The 18351-nt window shown below is 70.2% G+C and carries 19 protein-coding genes (1 of these 19 cut by a window edge); 8 read left to right on the forward strand and 11 right to left on the reverse strand.

Translation table 11 applies throughout. From position 1 onward, the window contains the following. The 7 genes from U2P90_RS01460 to paaA all read right to left on the reverse strand — a co-directional run. Positions 1-914 carry the 5' end (the start) of a DUF937 domain-containing protein gene (locus U2P90_RS01460; protein ID WP_322473476.1) on the reverse strand. It extends 1231 nt beyond the left edge of the window, so only the first 914 of its 2145 coding nucleotides appear in the window; the start codon lies at positions 912-914; its stop codon lies beyond the left edge, outside the window. A gap of 497 nt (positions 915-1411) precedes the next feature. After that, positions 1412-1798 carry a glyoxalase gene (locus tag U2P90_RS01465; RefSeq protein ID WP_322473477.1) on the reverse strand — a complete coding sequence of 129 codons (387 nt, stop codon included), beginning with the start codon at positions 1796-1798 and terminating at the stop codon, positions 1412-1414. Between the two features lie 171 nt (positions 1799-1969). Continuing rightward, positions 1970-4048, reverse strand: a complete 2079-nt coding sequence (gene paaZ / locus U2P90_RS01470; RefSeq protein WP_380102308.1) for a phenylacetic acid degradation bifunctional protein PaaZ — start codon at positions 4046-4048, stop codon at positions 1970-1972. 334 nt (positions 4049-4382) lie between these two features. After that, positions 4383-4877 (reverse strand): 1,2-phenylacetyl-CoA epoxidase subunit PaaD, encoded by a 495-nt coding sequence (paaD, locus tag U2P90_RS01475; RefSeq protein ID WP_322473479.1) that lies wholly within the window; start codon positions 4875-4877, stop codon positions 4383-4385. 100 nt (positions 4878-4977) lie between these two features. Beyond that, positions 4978-5754, reverse strand: a complete 777-nt coding sequence (paaC, locus tag U2P90_RS01480; protein WP_322473480.1) for a 1,2-phenylacetyl-CoA epoxidase subunit PaaC — start codon at positions 5752-5754, stop codon at positions 4978-4980. Next, the gene (locus U2P90_RS01485) at positions 5751-6380 is read right to left on the reverse strand and encodes a phenylacetic acid degradation protein (RefSeq protein ID WP_322473481.1); all 630 of its coding nucleotides are present in this window, start codon (positions 6378-6380) and stop codon (positions 5751-5753) included. Before U2P90_RS01485 ends, paaC begins: the two co-directional genes overlap by 4 nt. A 126-nt stretch (positions 6381-6506) precedes the next feature. After that, a complete protein-coding gene (gene paaA, locus U2P90_RS01490; protein WP_322473482.1) occupies positions 6507-7469 on the reverse strand; it encodes a 1,2-phenylacetyl-CoA epoxidase subunit PaaA in 963 nt (320 codons plus the stop codon). A 143-nt stretch (positions 7470-7612) separates the two neighbouring features. Here paaA and U2P90_RS01495 point away from each other — a divergent pair, with 143 nt between their 5' ends. The 3 genes from U2P90_RS01495 (at position 7613) to U2P90_RS01505 (ending at position 10439) form a co-directional block, all read left to right on the forward strand. Continuing rightward, on the forward strand, positions 7613-9187 hold the full coding sequence (locus U2P90_RS01495; RefSeq protein ID WP_322473483.1) for a hypothetical protein: 1575 nt from the start codon (positions 7613-7615) through the stop codon (positions 9185-9187). Positions 9188-9267: 80 nt separating this feature from the next. Beyond that, positions 9268-9651: a RidA family protein gene (locus U2P90_RS01500; RefSeq protein WP_295820518.1), complete on the forward strand. Its 384-nt coding sequence runs from the start codon at positions 9268-9270 to the stop codon at positions 9649-9651. Then, entirely contained in the window at positions 9648-10439 is a 792-nt protein-coding gene (locus U2P90_RS01505) for a hypothetical protein (protein WP_322473484.1), read from the forward strand. The genes U2P90_RS01500 and U2P90_RS01505 overlap by 4 nt, the downstream gene beginning before the upstream one ends. Before the next feature lie 93 nt (positions 10440-10532). On the opposite strand, the gene U2P90_RS01510 is transcribed toward U2P90_RS01505, so the two are convergent. Then, positions 10533-11534 (reverse strand): BON domain-containing protein, encoded by a 1002-nt coding sequence (locus tag U2P90_RS01510; RefSeq protein ID WP_322473485.1) that lies wholly within the window; start codon positions 11532-11534, stop codon positions 10533-10535. Positions 11535-11749: 215 nt separating this feature from the next. On the opposite strand from U2P90_RS01510, the gene U2P90_RS01515 reads away from it, so the two are divergent. Next, positions 11750-12733, forward strand: a complete 984-nt coding sequence (locus tag U2P90_RS01515) for an aldo/keto reductase (protein ID WP_322473486.1) — start codon at positions 11750-11752, stop codon at positions 12731-12733. A 12-nt stretch (positions 12734-12745) separates the two neighbouring features. On the opposite strand, the gene U2P90_RS01520 is transcribed toward U2P90_RS01515, so the two are convergent. Further along, complete coding sequence (locus U2P90_RS01520) at positions 12746-13432, reverse strand: HepT-like ribonuclease domain-containing protein (RefSeq protein WP_380102327.1); 687 nt, start codon at positions 13430-13432, stop codon at positions 12746-12748. A gap of 61 nt (positions 13433-13493) precedes the next feature. On the opposite strand from U2P90_RS01520, the gene U2P90_RS01525 reads away from it, so the two are divergent. From U2P90_RS01525 to U2P90_RS01535, 3 genes are all read left to right on the forward strand, one after another. Beyond that, on the forward strand, positions 13494-13877 hold the full coding sequence (locus tag U2P90_RS01525; protein WP_295820510.1) for a 4'-phosphopantetheinyl transferase superfamily protein: 384 nt from the start codon (positions 13494-13496) through the stop codon (positions 13875-13877). Between the two features lie 491 nt (positions 13878-14368). Next, entirely contained in the window at positions 14369-15193 is an 825-nt protein-coding gene (locus U2P90_RS01530; RefSeq protein ID WP_322473488.1) for an HAD family hydrolase, read from the forward strand. 34 nt (positions 15194-15227) lie between these two features. Next, a complete protein-coding gene (locus tag U2P90_RS01535) occupies positions 15228-15740 on the forward strand; it encodes a hypothetical protein (protein WP_295821171.1) in 513 nt (170 codons plus the stop codon). A gap of 124 nt (positions 15741-15864) precedes the next feature. On the opposite strand, the gene U2P90_RS01540 is transcribed toward U2P90_RS01535, so the two are convergent. Continuing rightward, the gene (locus U2P90_RS01540; RefSeq protein WP_322473489.1) at positions 15865-16260 is read right to left on the reverse strand and encodes a hypothetical protein; all 396 of its coding nucleotides are present in this window, start codon (positions 16258-16260) and stop codon (positions 15865-15867) included. A gap of 68 nt (positions 16261-16328) precedes the next feature. After that, a complete protein-coding gene (locus tag U2P90_RS01545) occupies positions 16329-17561 on the reverse strand; it encodes a class I SAM-dependent RNA methyltransferase (protein WP_322473490.1) in 1233 nt (410 codons plus the stop codon). Between the two features lie 85 nt (positions 17562-17646). Between U2P90_RS01545 and U2P90_RS01550 the strand changes: the two genes are divergently transcribed. After that, the gene (locus tag U2P90_RS01550; RefSeq protein WP_322473491.1) at positions 17647-18342 is read left to right on the forward strand and encodes a response regulator transcription factor; all 696 of its coding nucleotides are present in this window, start codon (positions 17647-17649) and stop codon (positions 18340-18342) included. Positions 18343-18351 lie beyond the last annotated feature (9 nt).

Raw genomic sequence — 18351 nt, forward strand, 5'->3', positions numbered from 1 at the left:
CCCAGGCGGCCGGTCAGTTCATCGACGTTGCCGAACAGCGACCCCAGCAGCCCCCGGCCCTGGCCCTCCACACGGCCCAGTTCTGCCGGGTCGTTCAGCGCCTGGAGATTCAGGTGACCACCGTCGTCGCTGAGGCCGGCGAAGGGACGCGCCATGCCCAGGATGTCCCCGCCCCCGGTGCGGGCCTTGCTGACCAGGGCGCCCAGGATGAGCGGCAGCGCCGCCTGGGTGGCGCGGCTGGCCGTGCTGCCTCCGAACCCGGCGGCGGCACCGATCTTCTCGGCGGCCGGCCCACTGAACTGCCCCCTGACGAACGCCAGCAGACCGTCGGCACTCAGGGGGCCCGCATCGGGGGTGGGGGCGACAGACGGCACATCGACATGGGGCGTGCCGATGTGAGAGGCGCCGGTGTGGGCGGCCGCCGCCACACCGGCGCCGCCGGCCCCCAGCAGCCCACCGAGTCCACCCTTCAGGCCGCCCATCACGGCACCGATGTTCCCGGCGTTCACTCCGGCCCGGTTCCCCAGCAGACTGAGGAGCAGCGGCAGGGCCATCTGCATCAGGCGGCCCACGCCCCCTGCCGGTGCGCCCGCCTGCGCCGCCACCGCAGCCGTGATCGTATCGGCGCGGCTCCCGAGCAGGGCCGGGCCGAGCAGTTCCCCGGCGCGCTGCAGGTTGGCGGCACCATCGGTTCCGGCCAGCGCGTCGTGCACACTGCCGAAGTCCGGCAGGTTCTGGATGGCCTCGACGATCTGGGACTGGCCCTGCGCCGTGGTGGCGTGATCGGCCAGCGCGTCGAGCTGCATGGGCAGACCCGCCCCCAGGGCCCGCTGCGCCGTCTGGGCATCCAGCCCGACCACCTGCCCGAGCCGGGCACTTCCCTCACCGTCGAAGAAGGACTGAATCAGATCCATCACGTTCATTGGAGACCTCCTGAAACCGGTATCTACCGCGCATCGTACGTTGAGTTCCTCCGGCGGCGGTGGGCATCCGCGCGGACACCCGAGTCTAAATGTAAAAAACCTCACTTTGCTGGACTGAGGGGGCGGTGGGGGGGAAACACCCCCAGCGTACCCTGCCCATCTCAGTGGCAGGTCACCCCGGACGGGGGCAGATTTCACCCCGACCAGACTCACGCGGTTCGGAAGCTACGTCGCGGACAGAGTGGGATGGACAGAGCGGGATGGCTGCACTCGTTCGGTTCGGCAGCCTTCCCATGCTCGCTTCGCCCGGGCTCGTCCTCGACCCGCTCGAGTCCGGTCTCACAGCGGTTTTCAGCTTCATGGAGGGACGTGCTTTCCGCCCATTCACTCCCCTTCCAGCCTCTGTCTTCTTCAGGCCTTCTTCAGGCGCTCGCCTCGCTCGATTCAGATTTCTCAAGGGTTGTCCTCAAGAAATCTGAATTCCGCTGTCAGCCGAGGTCGTGACCATGTCCGTGCTGCACGATCTCCAACCGGTTGCCGAAGGGATCGCACAGGAAGACGCGCGGCATCCCGGCCCGGTCATCTGGCTGGAAGGGCACACCGCACGCCTGCAGGTGCGTCTGCACGTCCCTGAGATTCACGCAGCGCAGCGCCGGATGCCCCTTGACCCGTGGCACGAAGTCTGCGGCCACCCCGACATGAAGCTGCCGACCGTCCGGCAGGCCGAACCACACGCCACCGGCCGACTGGAGGGCCGCCGGCTTGCGCCGTTCCGGCAGACCCAGCACCCGCCCGAAGAACGCCCGCGCCGCCGCCTCGCAGCCGGCGGGGGCCTCAATCTGCACGTGATCCAGTCCGGCGATCAGGGGTGTCATGTCCAGATGCTAGGGGCCACGCCCAGAGGCACCCGGTACTGCGCCAGGAACCGCCCTGCATCGCGGCCGACCAGGGTCGTCACGGGCCGCCCGTACCACGCCACGACCACCCAGTGCCCGGTTCTCGCAGAGCCTGGCCAGCAGGGCTTCACGGGCATCTTCGGGCACAGGTCAGGCCTGGAGGTCGGCGGGCGGATCGAACTCGTCCCGTGCCCGCTCGACCAGGGTCAGGATGTCGTAGGTGGCGACCAGCACGCCGTCCTGATTGGTGATCTCGCTGCGCCACTCGACCACGCCGGTCGGGCGCGTCTCGCCGGGGCGCAGTTCCTTGCGGATCTTGCGTTTGCATGTCAGGCGGGTGCGGATGGTGTCGCCGATGCCCACGGGCTCGACGAAGCGCAGCCCCTCCAGGCCGTAGTTCGCCAGCACCGGCCCCGGCGCGGGCGACACGAACTGCCCCGCCGCCGCCGAGATCAGGAAGTAGCCGTGTGCCACGCGTTTCCCGAAGATGCCCTCCTCCTTCGCCCCGATCTCGTCCACGTGGGCGTAGAAGTGGTCGCCGGTCAGGCCCGCGAAGTTCACGATGTCGGCCTCGGTCACGGTGCGGCGGTGGGTGAGCAGGGAATCCCCGACCTGAAGCTGGTCGAAGGACTTGCGGAAGGGATGCACCGCGTCCTCCTGCACGTCCGCGCCCGGCACGAATTCGCGGGTGATCGCGGTCAGGGTCGTGGGATCGGCCTGCACGGCCACGCGGTTCATGTGGTGGCGCACCGCCGACAGGCCGCCCAGCTCCGAGCCGCCACCTGCCCGGCCGGGGCCGCCGTGGTTGAGCTGCGGCAGCGGCGAGCCGTGGCCGGTGTTCTCCTTCGCGTTGTCGCGGTTCAGCACCAGCAGCCGCCCGTGCGTGCTGCTCAGACCCATGACCAGTTCGGTCGCCTCGGCGCGGTCGTGGGTGATGATCGAACCGGCCAGCGAGCCGCGCCCCAGGCGGGCCAGCTCCGCTGCGTCCTCCAGCGAGTCGTAGGGCAGCAGGGTCGCCACCGGCCCGAAGGCCTCCAGCTCGTGCGGGCCACGGGCGGTCAGGGGCGACTCGCACAGCAGCACGGTGGGTTCCAGGAACGCGCCCTTCTCGGGGTCGCCGCCCAGCAGGGGCGTCTCGTTCGTGACGACGATCCGCGCCTCGGCCTGGAGCTGGCGCAGGGTCTCGCGCACGCGCTCGCGCTGCTCGACGCTGACCAGGGCCCCCATCCGCACGTCGTCTCGGGTGGGATCGCCCATCGTCACCTTGCCCAGTTCACGGCGGAGGCCCTCGGTCACGGCCTCCACCAGATGCGCGGGCACGATGGCGCGGCGGATCGCGGTGCACTTCTGGCCCGCCTTGCCGGTCATCTCGCGGGCGACCTCGCGCACGTACAGGGCGAATTCGGGGTCTTCGGGGCGCACGCTCAGGCCCAGCACGGAGGCGTTCAGTGAATCGGCCTCGGTGTTGAAGGGCACGTTGCGGCCCACCACGACCGGGTGGACACGCAGTTTCGCCGCCGTCGCCGCCGATCCGGTGAAGGCCACCATGTCCTGCTCGGTCAGGTGATCCAGCAGGTCACCGGGCTCGCCGGTCACGAGTTGCAGCGCCCCTTCGGGCAACAGCCCGGACTCGATGATGTCGCGCACCACGCGCTCGGTGACATACGCCGTCTGGGGCGCGGGCTTGACGAGCGAGGCCATGCCGCCGATGAACGCCGGGGCCAGCTTTTCCAGCATCCCCCACACCGGGAAATTGAAGGCGTTGATCTGCACGGCCACGCCGTCACGCGGCACGAGCAGGTGGCGGCCCACGAACGTCCCCTCCCTGCCCAGCCGCTCCACCCGGCCGTCGGGCCAGAAGCGCTCGTCGGGCAGCTCGCGCCGCGCCATGGACGAGTAGCTGAACAGCGTGCCGATGCCGCCCTCGATATCCACCCACGAATCGCGGCGGGTCGCGCCGGTCAGCATGCTCAGCTCGTAGTACGCCTCCTTACGCTCCATGAGGTACGTGCCCAGCGCCCGGAGTGCCCGCGCCCGCGTGTGGAAGGTCAGCCGGCGGATCGCCGCGCCCTGCCGCCGCCCGTAGGCCAGCGCCCCGGCAAAATCGACCCCCTTGGACGAGATGACCGCCACGGGGCGGCCATACACGGCGTCGATCAGGGTCTGCCCATCGGCGTTGGTATGCCAGTGACCAGAGACGTAGGAGGCGGGGCGGAGGAGTTGGGTCATTGAGAGAGACTGGGTCATTCGTTCTCCTGCACTTCACCAAGCGTGCGGATATGAGATTCCAAATAGCAGGTGCAGAAATCGAACCCCTGATCACGAGCCCACGCTCTAACGTCTTGCTCCAATGTCACAGCTTCCTCCAGCGCTAGAGGCGGCTGACAGATGTAGTCATACTCATTGCCCGGGCCGTTCTCCCAACCGCCAGAAATCTGGTGTGTAGGTAAGCGCGCCTCCAGAAAAATCTGACACGACTTAACCGCTTTATCTGGGTTGGGCAGGTCACGAAAGTCACAGAGATGCCCTAAAGGGGTATGACTCCGTGAATCGTTCGTTTCAGTCATACGCTCTTGAATCCCTCGAACGGTTCCTTGCAGCTGTCGCACACGTACATGCGCTTGCACAGGGTCGGGCCGAAGCTGGCGGTCATGCGGACGTCGAAGCTGTGGCAGCGGGGGCAACGGGTGGGCTCGGCCTCCAGCTGGATCAGGCCGTGCTCGGCGGGGGCGGGGGGCGCAATCCCGTACTCGCGCAGGCGTTCGCGGGCGGCGTCGTTAATCCAGTCGGTCGTCCACGGGGGCGTCAGGGTGCTCCTGACCTCCACATCGGCCACGCCCAGATCACGGACGGCCTGCTCGATGCTGGCCCGGATGACGTGCAGCGCCGGGCACCCGCTGAAGGTAGGCGTGAAGGTGACCGTGACCTTCTCGCCGTTCACATCGACATCCCGCACCATGCCCATGTCGGTGATGCTGACGACGGGGATCTCGGGGTCGGGAACGCTGGACAGCGCGTTCCAGACCGCAGAGGGGGTGGGGCTCGAAACAGTGGTCATTTGAGTCCTCCCTAGAGTGGCAGGGCGTCTTGATGGCGCTGGAAATGGTCACACGCCCCCCCGCCCCGGCCCTCCCCCACAGGCGGGGAGGGAGAAAAGATCACCACGTTTCTGCCTCCGGGTACGCCCGCGCCACGCTCTGCATCTCGGCCAGGAGAGGGGCGAGGTGGTCGGTGTGGACGTCGCGGCCAGCGGAGTCAGGGAACGTGGCGGGCAGGGTCAGGCCGCATTTCTCAACGAGGTGACGGGTCACGAGGGTCTGCCAGCGGGTGTAGACGCCTTGCAGGTCGGGAAGAAGACTGGCTTCAGCCAGCTCCTGTTCCCCCTCAACGGGCTGGAAGAGTTGCGCGGCGTACGGCCACAGCTCGGTCAGGGCAGCCTGGGTGCGGCGTTCGCTCTCCGGGGTGCCCAGGGCCAGCCGCTCGACCCACAGGGCAGTGTGCTGGAGGTGGAATTTCTCCTCGCGCACGGCTTTTGCGGCGACCTCGGCCAGCGGGGCGTAAGCGCTGGCGGTGGCGGCCTGGAGCCACAGGGCCTCGAAGGCGTCATAGAGGAACTGGCGGAGCATGGTGAAGGCCCAGTCACCCTTCGGGAGTTCGGTGAAGCGGGTGTTCGTGTACTGCCCGGCGTCCCGGAAGAAGGCCAGCCGGTCGGGATCGCTGCCATCCAGTTCCGTGCGCAGGCCCAGATACAGGCCCGCGTGCCCCAGTTCGTCCTGCGCGATGTTCGCCAGGGCGATGTCCTCCTCGAGGATCGGGGCGTGGCCCGTCCACTCGCCGCCCCGGTGGGCCAGGATGATCTCGTCGTCGGCCAGGGCGGTCAGGCGGCGGATCAGGGCAGCGGTCTGCGTGGCCGACAGGGCCGTCGCGGCGGTCATGGCTTCACCGTGTCGTGCGGGTGGTCATACACCTTCTGGTCGCCCACGTGCGGCTCCTCGTTGACCCGCCCCGGCATCCGGCCGGCGCGTTTGAGTTCGCCCACGTGGCGGCCGATCACGCCGTAGGCCTGCTGCTGCTTGTAGGTCTTGTCCACGGCGGGCGCGAACCAGCTCTCGACCGTGCCGTGGTCGTCGTCGGTGCGGACGACCGCCGATTCCGGGAAGACCAGCCATGTCAGCGCGTCGGGGTGCTGCTCGCGGGCCAGCCGCAGCGCGTCACCGGGGCCGTGCGCCTCCACGGTACCCACCAGATCGACGAAGGTCATGGAACGCTTGCTGGTGCGCTTGATGCCCACATGGTAGGTGCCGGACTCGCCGGAGGTGTCCAGCACGGCAGGGGTCGTGGTCAGCTCCTCCGGCGTGGCGGTCAGGAGGTCGGCCCAGCGCACCGCCCACAGACTGACCGCCGCCGGCCGCCGCACGAAGACGTTGCGGGCCGTGTGCAGCGCGTGCTCGGGGTCGCCGGCATGGACGGAGCCGATGGCCTGGTGCGGCTTGCCGGGGGCGTCCTGCTTGAAGACCTCCCAGCGGGGCCATTGGGTGTCAGGGGATGGGGTGTGGGTCATGGGTTCCTTGAGTGGCAGGGTGGGAGGCTTGCGGTTTGACCCCTCGCTGCGCGCTCTGCGAGTCCGCCCCTCCGGGGCACCTCCCCTTAAGGGGAGCTGTCAGCGCAGCCGACTGAGGGGTCTCTTTTAGTCCGCCGCCACGCCCCGCGCACGATCTGCGTACGCCTGCAACGCCTCGCGCACCCATGCGCCGTCGTCGTGGGCGGCCTGTTTTGCGCCCAGACGTTCTTTATTCAGGCCGCGCTCGCCCTTGATGATCGCCCAGAACTCGTTCCAGTCGATGGAACCGTGAATCCAGTTGCCGCTGGCGTCCTGGTGCATGTCCGGATCGGGGATGGTCAGGCCGGCTTCCATGAGTTCAGGCACGTGCTCGTTGATGAACTCCTGCCGAACCTCGTCGTTGGACTTGAGCTTGATGCCCCAGCGGCTCAGCGCCCCGGTGTTGGGGCTGTCACTGTCGTGCGGGCCGAGCATCATCACGGCGGGCCACCACCAGCGGTTCAGGGCGTCCTGGGCCATGGCGCGCTGCTCGGGGGTGCCCTGGGCGTACCCGACGATCATTTCCTTGCCCTGCTTGTGGTGGAAGGTCTCCTCCGAGCAGATGCGCACCATGGCGCGGCTGTAGGGGCCGTAACTGCACCCGGCCAGCATGGTCTGGTTCTTGATGGCGGCCCCGTCGACCAGCCAGCCGATCATGCCGACGTCCGCCCAGCTCCGGGTGGGGTAGTTGAAGATGCTGCTGTACTTGGCCTTCCCGGAGAGCAGCGCCTGGAGCATGTCCTCGCGGGTGGCGCCCAGGGTCTCGGCGGCGTGGTAGAGGTACTGGCCGTGCCCGGCCTCGTCCTGCACCTTGGCCATCAGGATGGTCTTGCGCTTCAGGGTCGGGGCGCGGCTGATCCACTCGCCCTCGGGGAGCATGCCGACGACCTCGCTGTGGGCGTGCTGCGAGATCATGCGGATCAGCTGGCGGCGGTATTCGGCAGGCATCCAGTCGCCGGCCTCGATCTTCTCGCCGCGCGCGATGCGGGCCTCGAAGGCGGCGTGCTGCTCGGGCGTCTCGCCGGGGTGGATGGTGGTGGGCTGGGTCATGGGGACACCTCCAGGATCAATGCGCTCAGTATACCTAACGAGCGTTAGGTCGGCATGGGAACACGGCGCCCTCCCTTCACCTGGGAGCCCTGCCGGGCGCATGCTGGGCAGACTCCATCCGTTTCCGACCTGCCGGAGGTTCCATGACCCGCATCCGTATGATCCTGACCGCCGTTGCGCTGCTGACCTGTGTGCCGCTGGCCCCCGCCCAGGACGACCCGCCGGAGCCCGTGAAGACGACCACGCAGACCTGCGGGGCGTACACGCTGAAGCTGGAGGAGAACGGCTTCGGCGACCCCGATGACCGCGTGAGCGTGCTGCGCGGTGCAGACGTGGTCGCCACGGTCACCGACACCATGGTCAGCGTGGACTGGTGCCGCGACGTGACCGGCGACGGCGTGCCGGAGGTGCTGCTGGCCGGGTTCTCGGGGGGCGCACACTGCTGCTTTACCCACACGCTGTACTCGCTGACCACCCCTGCCCGGCGACTGCTCACGGCGTTCAGTGCCCATTCGGACACGCTGGACGTGCGGCAGCTGAACGGGGGCGGGCCCCTGGAACTGGTGGGCGCAGACTGGCGCTTCGCCTACGGCTACGGCATGAGCTTTGCCGAGAGCGCGCCGCTGCCGGTCGTGTACTCGTATCTGCCGGTGACGGGCGGTGCGCCCCGCTATGTGGAGAACACCCGCGCCTATCCGGGATTTCTGCAGACCTTCGCCGGCCGCATGAACGACCGCACCGAGCCCTTCAGCGGCGGCATGCTGGTGGACTACGCCACGCGCGTGATCACCGGACAGCCCGGTGAGGCTGACACCTGGGCCCGCACACAGCCCGCCCCCTACGCCGCGTGGCTCGGGAACTACGGCCCGGACATCCGGCATGCCCTGGGCGACTTCGGTGTGTGGGACTGGCCGACCCGGGCGGGCGCGGCCCCGGACGCCCCGCGCACTGTGCTGGGCGGGTCGTTCAGCGCCCCGGGCACGCGGGAGGCGCTGGCCCTGATCGGCGGCACCGACCCTGCTCCGGCCACCGGCACACCCCTGAGCGGCGGCCAGGCGAGCACCGGTACCCTGGCGCTGTACCGTCCGCAGGGCAGCGGCATCGTGGCCGGGCCGGCGCTCCAGACGGTGCCGGTGCGTTCCGATCAGGGCGGCTATCTGGACTCGGCGTGGTGGCCGGTCTTCGCGGTGCGCCGCGCCACCGGTCGGGACGACGTGGTCGTGCGGGACGCCCGCAGCGGCAGCCTGCGCTTCACCACCCACCGCGTCTCGGTGGACACCCTGAGCCCCGTGACCGACGATCCGCTGGCACTCGCGGCCACGCTGCTGGGCGACCTGAGCAACGTGGCGCGGCAGGTCGCCAGCAGCTACGCCCGGCCCACCCCGCCGCGCACGGCCGCCCAGCGCTCGGAGATCCAGCGGCGGATCGACGCCGCGCTGGCCCGGGCCACACCCTGGGCAGCCCTGACGGGCTCGGCGCTGAACCTGCCGCGCCTGGGCAACTTCATGGTCGGTGCGGTCGAGATGACCGTGGACACCGCCGAGCGCGCCCAGGTCACCGCCACGGCCGACATCGGGGAGGCCGACGCGGACACCGACAGCGAGTACATCTCCGGCACCCGCCACACCCTGACCATCGACCTGACGCGCAGCGCGGGCCGCTGGGCCGTGACCCGCTGGACGCTGACGCCCCGAACCGGCGAACTGGATCAGCCCTGACGCCCTGGGCGCCGGCCTGTCACGCAGGGAGTACAGACCACGCCGACCTCTGGCCCACCCGGCCCGCCTACGCTGAACCCATGAAGCAGAAGATCAGCAGCGGCAGTCCATGGGAAGCGAAGATCGGCTATTCACGGGCGGTGCGTATCGGCAATGTCGTGCAGGTCAGCGGCACGACCGCCACCGTGAACGGCGAGGTGGTCGGCGTGGACGACCCGGCCGAGCAGACCAGAGCGGCGCTGGGCATCATCCGCACCGCGCTGGAGACGGCCGGTGCCCGCCTGGAGGACGTGGTGCGCACCCGCATCTACGTGACGGACATCAGCCGGTGGCAGGAGGTCGGCACCGCCCACGGCGAGGTCTTCGGCGAGATCCGCCCGGCGACGACCATGGTGCAGGTCGCCGCGCTGATCGACCCGCTGCACCTCGTGGAGATCGAGGCCGAGGCCGTCATCGGGGAGTGAGGGGCCACCTGCTGGACACCACAGCAGCGCTGGACGCCCACCTGCGGGCCGAACTGCTTGCCGACGACCGGGTCACCCATGCCGTCGCCTACGGCAGCGTGCCGCAGGGAACGGCGGACGCGTGGAGTGACGTCGAGTACTGGGCCTTTCTCGCACCCGGCACCGACGCGGAGGCGGCAACCTGGCTGCGTGACCGCTTGCCCGTCCTGCACACGCTGGTGAACGAGTTCGGGACAACCGTCGCGCTCCTGCCGGGCCTGCGCCGTGTGGAACTGCATCTGGTACCCCAGCACCGCCTGCCCGAGGTCGAGAACTGGACGCCGGAACACGTGAACCCCGCCCGCATGCTGGTGAAGGACACGGACGGTCAGCTGGCCGCACACCTGGCCGCCCTGTCGGCCCGCACGCCCGATCCGCCCGGCGAGGCGCAGATGACCCTTGACCGGACGCTGAACTGGCTGATCCTCGGTCTGAACGTCCTGGCACGCGGCGAGCGCCTGCGTGCCCTGGAGGTGCTGTGGTGGATCCAGGGGGGCGTGCTGCGTCTGGCACGGCTGCGCAGTGGCCACACGCAGCACTGGGGAAACGCCACCCGCCGCGCAGAGTGGGAGGTGGACACCGTGACCGTGGGCCGCTCCGCACAGCTCACGTGTGATCTGGACGGACTGGAACCCGCCTACATGGCGGCGGTGCAGTGGACGCTGGAACTGGCAGAGGCACTGAACCTGTCAGTGCCTCCGGAACTGGCGACCGACCTGCGTCAGGCAGTCCACACCCACCCTGCCTGAAAGACACCAGACTGGACACGCCGGGCACCCCCATTCGCGGGAATGCCCGACGCGTCATCCGTTCAGGCCAGATTCACAGCTGGCCTACTCCGGTCAGCTCTTCGCGGTGCCGCTGACGGTCGGCGTGGTCTCGGTGCGGTTTGTGGTGCCCGTCATGCCGTTCCCGGACGTGGACTGCCCCTGGCCGCCCTGCTGGAAGGCACTCTGCTGCACACGCAGCTGGTTATGTACGTCCCTGACGCCCCGCAGATCGTCCAGGCAGTCCTCGGCGCGGCGCTTCTGCATGCGGTCGGTCACGGTGCCGGTCAGGGTGACCTCGCCGTTCTGCACCTGCACCTCAATGTTGCTGGCATCCAGGCGGTCGTCGTCCTCCAGGGCGTCGCTGACCATCTCCCTGATCCGGTCGTCGCTGCGCTGGTAGCCCTTAGGCCCCTTGCCGCGGTGGCCCTCGGTGGTGCCGTAGCCCCCATACCTGGGGCCCTGGCCACTGCCCATTCCCATGCCCCCCTGGCCTGACCACGAGTCCTGACCCTGCTGGCGGCCGAACTGACCGCCGTAGCTCGGGGTGCCGAAACCCTGGCCACCATACCCCTGCGAGGTGTCGCGCTGGTTCATGCCGCCCATACCGGACGGGCCATACCGGTCGTCCTGACGGCCACCCTGCCACTGGCCGCCGCCCTGGAACCGGCCTCCACCCTGCTGGTCACTGGGGCCGCGCCACGTCATGGTGTCGGCGTCCCAGCGCATGTTCGGGTTCTGGCCGGAGCCCTGGGCATACCCCTGGTTCTGACCGTAGCCCTGACCTCCGAAGTCGCCCTGACTGCGGTACCGGTCATCCATCCCGCCCTGTGAACCGTAGCCCTGACCGCCATAGCCCTGGCTGCCGGAATACTGGCTGGCCCGATCATCCTGACCGCCATACCCCTGAGTACCGTACCCCTGGTTACCGCTGCCCTGGCCGCCGTACTGGAGGCGTCCGCGCTCTGACATGGAACGGTCGTCCTGCCAGCCGTCGCGCTGGCCCCATTCTCGGGGCTCCTGCGCGTAGCGGTCGTTCTGGTTACGGTCGAAACGATCATCACGGGAGCGGGTCATAGAAACCTCCGTGCAGTCCGGAGGCATGGAACGTCCACGCCGGGTCGTCGGACTGCGGTGTGTTGTCGTGCTCCCCCAGTGAAGCGCAGTGACCGCCGGGCCGTATGGAAGAACCGTGAACGTGCCGGGGCGGATTTTCTACGGTGGGGTGATAAGTCCGTCACGGTGTCTCAATCCGGGATTCATGGGAGCGGTCGGGGCCTGACAATACAGCCATGACCGTCGATTCTTCCGTTCCGAGGCTGCCGGACGTCGCGCGCGTGGGTCTGGGCCTTGCGGCGCTGGGCCGCCCCGGCTACCTCAACCTGGGGCACGCGGCCGACCTGCCGGACACGTCGCTGGACGCCATGCGGGAGCAGGCGTGGGCCGTGCTCGATGCGGCGTGGGACGCGGGCGTGCGCACCTACGACGCCGCCCGCAGCTACGGCCTGGCCGAGGAGTTCCTGGGCAGCTGGCTGCGGGCCCGTGGGCACCGCGCCGGAGATGGCGTGCGGATCGGCAGCAAGTGGGGCTACACCTACGTGGCCGGCTGGCGCACCGACGCCGCGACCCACGAGGTCAAATCCCTTGACGCCGCCACCCTGGAGCGGCAGTGGCCCGAGACGCTGGCCGCCCTGGACGGCTCCCCCGACTTCTACCTGATCCACTCCGCGACCCTGGAGACCGGCGTGCTGGAGGACATGGCCGTGCTGGAACGGCTGGCGGCCCTGGCGCACTCGGGCGTGCGCGTGGGCCTGAGCACCTCCGGCCCCCGGCAGGCCGACACCCTGCGCCGGGCGCTGGAAGTGCGCGTGGACGGTGTGAACCCCCTGAGCGTGGTGCAGGCCACGTGGAACGCGCTGGAGCCGTCCGTGGGGCCAGCACTGGCGGAAGCGCACGCCGCCGGGTGGATGGTCGTAATTAAGGAGGGGGTCGCCAACGGCCGCCTGACCACACGTGGCCTGACCGGACAGGGAGACGTGCCGCCTGCCCTGGCCGCCATCGCCCGCGAGCAGGACGTGACGCCGGACGCCGTGGCCCTGGCCGCCGCACTGGCGCAGCCGTGGGCCGACGTGGTGCTCAGCGGGGCGACGACGCCAGGACAGCTCGCGGACAATCTGGGGGCGCTGCGGGTCACGGTCGATCCGGCGGAACTGACCGCGCTGGCGCAGTTACCGGACGCGTACTGGACGCACCGCTCGGGGCTGGTCTGGACCTGAACCCACCCCAGCTCACGCCAGCGGCGAGTCCGCCAGAGCCTGAAGCGCGGGGCGCAGCATGGGAAGTTCCACCGTGACGGTGTGCCACAGCAGCGCCGGGTCGATTCCCAGATCGTCGTGGGCCACGAGGTTGCGCACGTCGCGCAGCAGCGCCCACGGCACCTCCGGGTGCGTGTCCTGCACGGACTGGGGGATGGTCTTGGTGCCCTCGCCCAGCAGGACGAGCAGGTGCAGCGCGGCGTCCTGGGTGCGCGTGTCCAGCGTGAAGGCCGCGAACTCCAGCCCCGCCACGTGACCCGACGCACGGTCGATGATTCCGATCAGGCGCTGCACCTGAAGCGACCAGCGCTTCGGGCGGTGCGCCACCGGCACCGGCGTGGGCACGGTCATGACATCCACCGCGTCGGCCAGGATGTCGGCCCGCAGGGGCGGGGTCAGGGCGGCTTCCGTGACCACGTCCACCCGCCGCGAGAGCAGGTCTTCCAGCACCCCGCGCACCCGCATCAGGTCGAGCAGGCCCCGCGCCGGCCCCGGCCCGAAGTCCACCAGCACGTCGATATCCGAGTCCGTGCCCGCCTCGCCCCGCGCCACCGACCCGAAGACCCGCACGCGCGACACGCCCAGCGCCCCCCACGCGGGCTGTCCCGCCCGCAGCAGGGCCGCCACGGTGCCCAGGCGCACGTCCGGAAACAGGGGCATGACCGGATGTTCGGGGACACTCACCCCACGAGCATAGAGCGCGGCCCCGTATGCTGACCGCGTGATCGTCGCTATCGGACACGACCTGATCGAGATCGGCCGCATCCGCGCCATGCTGGAGCGCGAGGGCCGGCGTGCCGACAAACTCTTCGCGCCCACCGAACTCGACTACTGCGCCCGCCTGAGCGACCCCGCGCCCAGTCTGGCCGCCCGCTTCGCCGCCAAGGAGGCCTTCCAGAAGGTCTGGCCCCGCCCCCACGGCTGGCGCGACGTGTGGGTGCAGCGCGACCGTACCCCGGACGGCCCCTTCCCCTTTGCTCCCCCGGTGCTGGGCTATGCCCCCGAGATCGCCGCCGAGATGCAGCGGCGCGGCTGGGTGGCCCACCTGACCCTGACCCACACCAAGGAACACGCCTCGGCCGTGGTGCTGCTGGAAGCGCGGTAGGGCGGGAAGGCGGTGAGCTGCGCCCGCTACCGCCTCTCCAGACCTCCCGCGCAACGCTCGATGTGAGAAGAGACGCAGCAGCATTGGAGCGAAAATTTAGCGTCCAGCAGGAAGGCAAGCGGAGCTTGCCACCCCCCTCCCCAACCCTCTGCTGCGCAGCTCTCCGAGTCCCCCACAAGGAGGGAGGGGGCAAAAACTACGACTGAGGCGGAGGCCTTTCTAATCCAAATCAGGCCTCACAAGCGGGGGAGGGAATAAAAAGCCGGAGTGGCACACCCTGCCCCTGACCGAGTGCCATCGAGCGCGGACGGCATGACCGCAGGGAGCAGATACGCCGCCCCTCGCCAACGTCAGGCCCATGAATGCCGGCCAGGACGCCATGGCGACCACATGCCCAGCGCAGTGCCGCTCCCCCTGCCCGGCGGGGCAGGGGGCTGGGGGGTGGGGATGCCCGCCGCAGGCGCCCACCCCGAAGCCCTACCCTTCCCATCATGCCCATCCGCCTGATCGCCACCGACCTCGACGGCACGCTGCTGAGAAGCGACCTGAGCGTGAGCCCCCGCACCCGCGCCGCCCTGGACGCCGCCCGCGCGGCCGGACTCCATGTCGTGCCGGTGACCGCCCGGCAGCCCAGGGGTGTACGCCGGATCGCCGAGGCGGCGGGCTTCACGCAGTGGGCGCTGTGCGGGAACGGGGCCCACGGCGTTCACCTGAGCACCGGCGAGGTGCTGTTCGAGGCCCACGTGGCGGCCGACGTGCAGCGGGCGCTGGCGGTGGCCCTGGCCGAGCGTGTGCCGGGCACGCTGTTCGTGTCGGTGCGGGAAGGCGGTGAGGTCTTCGTGGCACAGACGGGCTACGCGGATATCGCCCACGTCGAGGATCACAAGCGCGAGCCCGCCGAGATGGGCGCACACGGGCTGGACGCGGTGCTGGAGCAGCCGAGCCTGAAGTTCATCGTGCGGCACCCGCGCCTCACGCCACGGGAACTGCTGGTCGAGCTGCGGGCGCTGGGCCTGCCGGGCTTCGCCGTCACCCACAGCGGGGCCCCCTTCCTGGAGGTGCTGGCCGAGGGCGTGAGCAAGGCGTGGGGGCTGGAGCGCCTGTGTGCCCACCTGGGCGTGCAGCGGTCGGAGGTGCTGGCCTTCGGGGACGCGCCCAACGACGCCGAGATGCTGGCCTGGGCCGGGCGCGGCGTGGCGGTGGCAAACGCCGACACCGAGGCGCGGGACGCCGCGCCCGAACGAACCCTAAGCAACGATGAAGACGGTGTGGCCGCCGTGCTGGAAGGACTGCTGGCGCAATCGTCAGGGGGCTGACAGGTTCTGCCCGCCAACGGGCCTACGCTGACGCATGAACGCGATGCGAGTGGTGGTGTCGGCCATCCTTCTCCTCGGCTCCGGGGTGTCGGCCCAGACGGTGCCGATCCCGGCCACTCCAGCGCAGGGCAGTCCAGCGCCGACGGCGCCGGGTGCGACCACACCGGCCCGCAGCCCGGCAGAGCAGGCCGCGCTGACCCGGGGCCGGACGCTGATGCAGGAGTTCTACGCGGTTCGGCTCGACGCGCTGTGGGCCGCCTTCTCGCCGGAGGTGCAGGGGCAGTGGGGGTCGCTGGCCGGCTTCCGGGCCTTCCGCGAGACCGGGGTGCGGCAGTACGGCGCCGAACAGGAGCTGGTGCAGGAACAGACCATGACCCGCGCCGGCGAGACCTTCTACCTGCGCAGCGCGGTGTTCGAGGGCGCACCGCAGCAGGTCTGGGCGCTGGTCATCGGCTTCACCGGCCAGCAGGTGACGACCTTCGCGATCGGCCTGCTGCAGGATCGCTCGGATGACGAGGTGGCGGGACTGCCCCACACGCCGCAGTGACGCCCGCACCAGACGGGCGGGTTCAGCACCGGGTACAGACCGGCATTCCGTTCCGGAGCGTCAGCCAGGCAGGGTGTCCTCCTCGCTCGGATCGGGTTCACCCCTGCTGCTCCTGACTCCCTGCTCAGCCGCCGCCGCTCTGGCGGGCGAGTTCCTGACCACGGTCACCGGTCACCGTGAAGGTGTAGTGGGCGGCGTCCAGCCGCAGCCAGTTGACCCGCTGCGACCCGCAGGTCTCCGGGAGATCGAGCTGGGCTGGAGCAGGGTACCGCCCGTCGATGGAATTCTCGCGGTAGGTCTCCAGGGCACGGGTCAGGTCGTTGGCACAGTTCTGGGCACTCAGCTGCGCTTCCAGATCGGGAGCGGCCACCTCGACCTGGGCGGCCTTCAGGGCCTGCACCTGCGTCTCCAGCGCGGCCACGCGGCGGGTCAGGGCCTCGTTCTCGGCACGCGCCTGGGTGTCCTGACACGCGCTGAGCAGCGGCAGCAGGGCCAGCAGGAGCAGGGGGCGGACACTCACGCGGGGCAGAGTAGCGCCCCACCAAGCAGATCTCCCACCACCGTCCTCACATCCCGGCTCATATGCGTTCAGCGGTCAAGGACAGAGACGATCTCGACGTGACTGGTCTGGGGGTAGAAGTCGTGCGGCGTGACCGTGCCGAGCCGCCACCCGCGCCGCACGAGGTCGCCCACGTCGCGTGCCCACGTCGCCGGATCGCACGACACGTAGACCAGACGGTCGGCCGTGCTGTCCTGGAGCTGGTCGCGGGCCGCGTCGTCCAGGCCGGCGCGGGGCGGGTCGACGACCACGACATCGGCCCCGATCTCGCCCAGCAGGGCAGCGTCGCCCTGGCGGAATTTCAGGTTCTTCAGGGGCGCGGACGCCAGATCGCGGCGGCCCCGGGCCAGGGCCTCAGGATCCGTGTCGAGCACGGTCACGCGCCGGAAGTGCGGGGCGAGGTGCCGGCCGATCGCACCGGTGCCGCCGTACAGGTCGACCGCGTGGTCGCCGGTGCCCGCCAGCCCGGCGGCGCTGCGGTAGGCCAGGGCCGCTGCTGGGGGGTTCACCTGCGCGAAGCCGGTGGCGCTGATTCCCAGCTGCACGTCCCCGAAGTCCTCCTGGATCTCGCTCTCGCCGGCAATGAGCTGCACGCCCGCGCTGAAGCGCCGCCCGGCGGGGACGGCCAGCGACACGCCCACCACACCGGCGTCCATCAGGTGGTCGCTGGCCCGCAGGTACACCTTCGGCTCGCCCGCGCCGATCAGGGCGGCGACGACCTCGCCGGTGCGGCGGCTGGCCCGGAACGCGACCTCGGTGGCCGGGTCGAGGCGCAGGGGATCGAGCTTCTGCACGACCTCCGTGATCCGCGCCATGACCAGCGGATCGTCCAGCACGACCTGAGCGTCGCTGCTGCGGCGCTCGCGGTAGCCCAGGCCATGCGGGGTGATCAGGTACTGCGCCGTGTTGCGGTAGTGCCACGCCTCGGGGCTGGGCACCGTGTCGCCCACATCGTGCCGGAGCTTGCCGATACGGGTCAGGGCCTCCTCGACGAAGCCGCGCTTGTACACGAGCTGCGCGTCGTAGGCGGCGTGCGCGAGGTCGGCGGTGGGCAGCGAGGGGCCGTCGACCCGGTCTGGACTGCGGCGCAGCACCTCCTGGACGCGGCCCTGGCGCACGCCCTTGCCGGTGCGCAGCGTGACGGTCACGCGCTCGCCGGGCAGCGCGCCGCGCACCAGCACCACGCCGGAGTCGTCGCGCGCCAGGCCCAGCCCTCCCGCGACGAGTTTCTCGATTTCCAGCGTGATCAGGGGCTCAGACATACCGCACAGGGTAGCGCCGAAAGGCCGTGGCAATTCGGAACGGCGGATTAACGCCCCTCTGTCCGCCCTGGCCTAGCGTGGCACCATGACGACTCCCGATGCCCGGCCCACCGCGCCGTCCGTGCTGGTCGTGGAGGACGATCCCGGCATCCGCGAGTACCTCCTGCTGGGCCTGCACTACGAGGGCTTCCGCGTACGCACCGCCGCCACCGGCTCCGAGGCCCTCGCCGAGGCGGGCCGCGAGGAGCCCGACGTCCTGCTGCTGGACGTCATGCTGCCGGGTCTGGACGGCTTCGCGGTGCTGCGGGCCCTGCGCGAGCGCTCGCAGGTGCCGGTGCTCATGCTGACCGCCCGCGACGGCGTGGACGACCGGATCGCCGGCCTGACCGGCGGCGCGGACGACTATCTGGTCAAGCCCTTCCACTTCGGTGAGCTGGTCGCACGGGTGCATGCCCTGCTGCGCCGCACCCAGCCCGAGCGCGGCCGGACGCTGGGTTACGCGGACGTGACCCTGGACACCGAGCTGCGCGAGGCGACCCGCGCCGGGCGTCCGCTGGAGCTGAGTCCCCGCGCCCTGGGCCTGCTGGAGGCGCTGCTGCGCCACCCGGAACGGGCGCTGTCCAAGTCCCTGCTGCTGGACACCGTGTGGGGGCCATCGTTCCTGGGCGACGACAACATCGTCGAGGTCTACGTGCGCCAGCTGCGCCGCGCCCTGGGCGATCCGGAACTGATCCACACGGTGCGCGGCGTGGGCTACGCGCTGCGGCTGCGCGGCACGTGACCACGCCGG

The sequence above is a fragment of the Deinococcus sp. AB2017081 genome, from assembly GCF_034440735.1.
Classification (GTDB): Bacteria; Deinococcota; Deinococci; order Deinococcales; family Deinococcaceae; genus Deinococcus; species Deinococcus rufus.